The sequence below is a fragment of the Streptomyces sp. SID486 genome (genome assembly GCF_009865385.1).
In the GTDB taxonomy this organism is placed as follows: domain Bacteria; phylum Actinomycetota; class Actinomycetes; order Streptomycetales; family Streptomycetaceae; genus Streptomyces.
In genome coordinates, this window is sequence record NZ_WWJT01000224.1 from 1 (window position 1) to 4,949 (window position 4,949).

General features: G+C 73.1%; 5 protein-coding genes. 3 read left to right on the forward strand and 2 right to left on the reverse strand.

All coding sequences use genetic code 11. The annotated features are described in order from the left end of the window. Positions 1–166 precede the first annotated feature (166 nt). The 3 genes from GT045_RS11790 (at position 167) to GT045_RS11800 (ending at position 2,971) form a co-directional block, all read left to right on the forward strand. A complete protein-coding gene (locus tag GT045_RS11790; RefSeq protein WP_161334117.1) occupies positions 167–1,072 on the forward strand; it encodes an aldo/keto reductase in 906 nt (301 codons plus the stop codon). Positions 1,073–1,438: 366 nt separating this feature from the next. Beyond that, positions 1,439–1,831, forward strand: a complete 393-nt coding sequence (locus tag GT045_RS11795; protein ID WP_161296921.1) for a VOC family protein — start codon at positions 1,439–1,441, stop codon at positions 1,829–1,831. A 60-nt stretch (positions 1,832–1,891) separates the two neighbouring features. After that, the gene (locus GT045_RS11800) at positions 1,892–2,971 is read left to right on the forward strand and encodes an adenosine deaminase (RefSeq protein WP_161334118.1); all 1,080 of its coding nucleotides are present in this window, start codon (positions 1,892–1,894) and stop codon (positions 2,969–2,971) included. Here the strand turns inward: GT045_RS11800 and GT045_RS11805 are convergent. Both GT045_RS11805 and GT045_RS11810 read right to left on the reverse strand, forming a co-directional pair. Continuing rightward, complete coding sequence (locus GT045_RS11805) at positions 2,953–3,468, reverse strand: DUF664 domain-containing protein (protein ID WP_161334119.1); 516 nt, start codon at positions 3,466–3,468, stop codon at positions 2,953–2,955. The two genes, GT045_RS11800 and GT045_RS11805, sit on opposite strands and share 19 nt — an antisense overlap. Before the next feature lie 28 nt (positions 3,469–3,496). Continuing rightward, complete coding sequence (locus tag GT045_RS11810; protein WP_345942619.1) at positions 3,497–4,888, reverse strand: carotenoid oxygenase family protein; 1,392 nt, start codon at positions 4,886–4,888, stop codon at positions 3,497–3,499. Between the last annotated feature and the right edge of the window lie 61 nt (positions 4,889–4,949).

A 4,949-nucleotide genomic window follows, 5' to 3' on the forward strand; every position in this document is an offset into this window, starting at 1 on the left:
GTCACCGTCGCCCGATGGCCGGGCCCGCCTTCCCTGCCCGTCGAGTCACCGGCGACCGCATGCCGGACCGCCGGCCGCAACCCGCCCTGGGCGCCGGAGGCTTGCGAGGGCGTCGCCCCGTACGGCCTGGCCTCCTCCTGCCGGCGCCGTATGAGATGCTCCGCCGATGACTGCAGAATCGATCACCGCGGACGCCTCCGGCACCTGGAAACTCGGTGATCTGCCCGTGCACCGCCTCGGCTTCGGCGCGATGCGGCTGACGGGCAGCGCCGCCTTCCACCACGGCACCCCCAGCGACCGGGAGCGGTCCCTCACCGTCCTGCGCAGGGCCGTCGAACTCGGTGTGAACCACATCGACACCGCGGCCTTCTACTTCTCGTCGCTGCGTTCCGCCAACGAACTCATCAACACCGCGCTCTCCCCGTACCCGGACGACCTCGTGATCGCGACCAAGGTCGGCCCCTACCGCGATCACGACGGGGAGTGGGGCACCCCGGCCCGGCCCGACCAGCTGCGCGGGCACGTCGAGGAGAACCTGCGCCAGCTCGGCCGGGACCACCTCGACGTCGTCCACCTGCGCCGCATGGGCCAGGAGTCCATAGCCGAGCACTTCGGTGCGCTCGCCGAGTTGCGCGAGGCGGGACTCGTCCGGCATCTCGCGATCTCCGACGTGGAGCCACGGCACCTCGCCGAGGCACTGGAGATCGCTCCCGTGGTGAGCGTGCAGAACCGGTACGCGGTCGACCGTCCCGACGCCGTCGGCGACGAGGTGCTGCGGCTGTGCGGTGAGCACGGCATCGCCTTCGTGCCCTTCTACGCCGTCGCCGGAGCGGCGGGGGAGCGCGGCGCGACGAGCGCGCACGCCGACGCCGTGCTCTCCGTCGCCCGGGCGCACGGCGTGAGCCCCGCCCAGGTCCGCATCGCCTGGACGCTGCACCAGGGCCCGCACGTCCTCGCCATCCCCGGCACCGGCGACCCCGACCACCTGGCCGAGAACGTCGCCGCCGGCGCGCTGCGTCTCAGCGAGGACGAGCGGGTGCGGCTCGACGCGGCCCGCAACCGGGCGGCCTGAGCACCGCACCCTGCCGGCCTGAGCACCCACCACCCTGCCGGGCTGACGACCCGCATCCGGCCGGCCTGAGCACCCACACCCTGCCGGGCTGACGACCCGCACCCGGGCGGCCTGACGATCCGCACCGGGTGCGCAAGGGCCCGCACCGGGGTGCGCACGGACCCGCGCCCCGGGCGGGCTGAGCACCCGCACCCGAGCGCTGAGCGTGCGTACCCGGGCGCGCTGAGCACCCGCACCCAGGCGGGTTGCGGATCCTCACTCCGGCACTCCTGCCGACCGAACCGTGACGCGCGTAGAACCGGGACTGGCGCCCGTCTAGTTTTACGTATAACCTCACCCGCTAACCACGCCCACCGGAAGGTCGCCATGCGTCGCGTCGCCCTGGTCACCCTCGTCGTCCACGACTACGACGAGGCCATCCGTTTCTACACCGAGGCCCTGGGGTTCCGTCTCGCCGAGGACGCCCCGCGCCCCGACGGCTCCCGCTGGGTCGTCGTCGAACCGGGCGGCGACGGCCACGGCACCGGCCTGCTCCTGGCCCGCGCCAAGGACGACGACCAGCGGGCCAGGGCCGGCGACCAGACCGGCGGCCGCGTCGGCTTCTTCCTGCACACCGACGACTTCGCCCGCGACCACGCCCGGATGACCGCCGCCGGCGTGACCTTCCTGGAGCAGCCGCGCCACGAGCCGTACGGCACGGTCGCCGTCTTCCAGGACCTGTACGGCAACCGCTGGGACCTGCTCCAGCCCGCCACCTGAACCACCACGCTGCCTGAACCCGAATCCACGCACCGCATCACCTGCCGAGGAAGCACGCCCATGACCGCGTCCCCCATCGACACCGAGACCCTCCGCCGGCTCCCCAAGGCCGTCCTGCACGACCACCTCGACGGCGGCCTGCGCCCCGCCACCGTCGTCGAGCTGGCGGCCGCGGTCGGCCACAAGCTGCCCACCACCGACCCCGACGAGCTGGCCGCCTGGTACTTCGAGGCCGCCAACTCCGGCGACCTGGTGCGCTACATCGCCACCTTCGAGCACACCCTGGCCGTCATGCAGACCCGCGAGGGCCTGCTGCGCACCGCCGAGGAGTACGTCCTCGACCTCGCCGCCGACGGCGTCGTCTACGCCGAGGTGCGCTACGCCCCCGAGCTGAACACGAACGGCGGGCTGTCGCTCAGCGAGGTCGTGGAGACCGTCCAGCAGGGCCTGGCCGCCGGCATGGCCAAGGCCGCCGCCGCCGGCACCCCGGTCCGCGTCGGCACCCTGCTGTGCGGCATGCGGATGTTCGACCGGGTCCGTGAGGCCGCCGACCTGGCCGTCGCCTACCGGGACGCCGGAGTCGTCGGCTTCGACATCGCCGGTGCCGAGGACGGCTTCCCGCCCGCCGACCACCTCGACGCCTTCGAGCACCTGCGCCGCGAGAACGTGCCCTTCACCATCCACGCCGGCGAGGCGCACGGCCTGCCCAGCATCCACCAGGCGCTCCAGGTGTGCGGCGCCCAGCGCATCGGCCACGGTGTGCGTCTCGTCGAGGACATCCCGGACCTCGCGGCCGGCAAGCTCGGCCGTCTCGCCTCCTGGGTGCGCGACCGCCGGATCGCCCTGGAGATGTGCCCCACCTCCAACCTGCAGACGGGCTGCGCCACCTCGATAGCCGAGCACCCGATCACCGCGCTGAAGGACCTCGGCTTCCGGGTCACCCTCAACACCGACAACCGGCTGGTCTCGGGCACCACGATGACCCGGGAGATGTCCCTGCTCGTCGAGCAGGCGGGCTGGGCGGTGGAGGACCTGCGCACGGTCACGGTGAACGCCCTGAAGAGCGCGTTCATCCCGTTCGACGAGCGCAAGGCCCTCATCGAGGACGTCGTCCTGCCGGGTTACGCGGCAGCGCTCTGAACCAGCCCCCTGAGGTAGGCGGCCTGTCCGACGTGCTGAAGGTCGTCGGACAGGACGCTCACCAGGCGGACCCCCAGCGTCACCGGGGGGTCCCAGCGTTCGTCCACGACGCGTTCCAGGTCCTTGGCGGCCAGCGAGCGCAGCACGCCGAGTGTCTGTTCGTGGACGGCGTCGTAGTACCCGGTCAACTGGCCGGCCGACTCGACACGGACCTTCGCGACCTTGGCCGGGCTGTGCCCGTAGCCGGTGTCGTGCCTGGGCAGGTCGAGGCCGAACCGCTTCACCCAGTCCTGCGCCAGCCACACCTGGTCGAGGTCGAAGGCGTCGGCGACGTGGTCGTCCTGCACGCGGGTCAGGTGCCAGACCAGCCAGGCGATGGAGTTGGTGTCGGGGGCCGGCCGGTGGTGCAGTCCGTCCGGGCCGAGGCCGTCGAGGGCGGCATGGACTTCTTCCCGGATGCGGCCGAAGCCGTCGATGAGGATGTCCTTTGCATGCATACCGTCCACCATCGCAAACCGGCGCCGCTCACGCGTCCGGAATCCAGCTTCCGTGGAAGCCCAGGGGCACCCGCCCCGGCAGCCGCACCCGCGCCACCGGCTCGCCGGTGAAGTCCTGGGCCGCGAGGATCAGCAGATCGGCCGCCCCGCGGTCGGGATCGTGCACGTACGCGATCGCGTAACCGTCGTCCTCGGCCGCCCGGGGGTCGGCCGCGTCCCGGGGGACGAACACCGCCTCGCCCGCCGCCGCCCCCCGCGGCAGCCGGTGCACCTCGGTGCTGCCGCGCAGCAGGTCGTGCTTGAGCAGCGCGTCGGAGAAGGCGTCGTCGGGCGGGTCGCCCCCGTCCGCGGTCAGATACGCGGCCGTCATGTCGGCGGCCGCCGCCGTGTAGCCGTAGCGGTGGCGCCGCGAGACCACCGCTTCGTTCACCCGCGGGAACTCCTGCGGCCTGTCGTCCAGCACCCGTTGCCGTACGTGCCCGTGGCGCAGGTCGACCGTCCAGCGCTCCAGCCGGGCCGTGCCCGCCGCGTACGGCCCGCCCGAGCCGCGGCCGGCGACCTGGAAGGGCGCCGGGAAGGCCATCAGGTCGACCACCACGCACCCGCCCTCGTCGTAGGCGTTGAGGGTGTGCGAGTGGAAGACCGGCTCGATGCCGAACCAGCGGACCGGGCCGCCGCAGCGCGCCATGACGCCCACCCTGGTGGCGTGGTGCCGGTTCCACACGTAGGGCACCGGGGCACCGCGTCCGGCCGCCGCCTCGTCGAAGGTGACCGGCAGGTCGAAGACGACGACGTACCGCTCGGTCAGGGCGAAGTCGTGCATCATCGGCGCGTCCGGCACCGGGATCCGGGTGGTACGGGCGACCCGCCCGGCGGGATCCACCACCAGGTGCCGGACGTGGTCCCACGTGGGGTGGTAGGCGACGGCGTGCAGCTCACCGGCGTGCGCGTCGAACTTGGTGTGCGCGGTGAACGCGCCGTCCAGGGTCCCCTTGAAGTCGTAGGTGCCCACGGTGTTCAGCTCGTCGTCGAGTTCGTACGGCGCCGGCCCGCTCTCCTGGAGGGCGAGGATCCGGCCCCGGTGGGGGATGACGTGCGTGTTGCACGCGTAGTCCTCGGCCGGCACCGGACCCGGGTAGGGCTCGCCCAGCTTCCCCGCCACCTGTGAGGAGCGCACCCACCGGTTGCGGTACCACTCGGCCCTGCCGTCGCGCAGCCGGACGCCGTGCACCATGCCCTCACCGAGCATCCAGTGGTGGGCCCGGGGATCCTCCAGGCCGAGCACGTTGGGGCCGTTGCGCAGGAAACGCCCGTTCAGCTCGCGCGGCACCCGGCCGGTGACCGGCAGGTCGAAGGCCGTCAGCTCCTCGGTGACCGGCGCGAAGGCCCCTTCCAGGAACGGGTGATGACGCCCGGTCACCCCGCCCGCCGGACGGGCCGCCGCCCGCCCGCCGCCCAGGCCGGTGAGCGCGCCCGCCGCC

Coding starts and splice junctions, on each gene's coding strand:
- GT045_RS11805 (WP_161334119.1), bottom strand. CDS start 3,468: ATGCATGCAAAGGACATCCTCATCGACGGCTTCGGCCGCATCCGGGAA.
- GT045_RS11790 (WP_161334117.1), top strand. CDS start 167: ATGACTGCAGAATCGATCACCGCGGACGCCTCCGGCACCTGGAAACTC.
- GT045_RS11800 (WP_161334118.1), top strand. CDS start 1,892: ATGACCGCGTCCCCCATCGACACCGAGACCCTCCGCCGGCTCCCCAAG.
- GT045_RS11795 (WP_161296921.1), top strand. CDS start 1,439: ATGCGTCGCGTCGCCCTGGTCACCCTCGTCGTCCACGACTACGACGAG.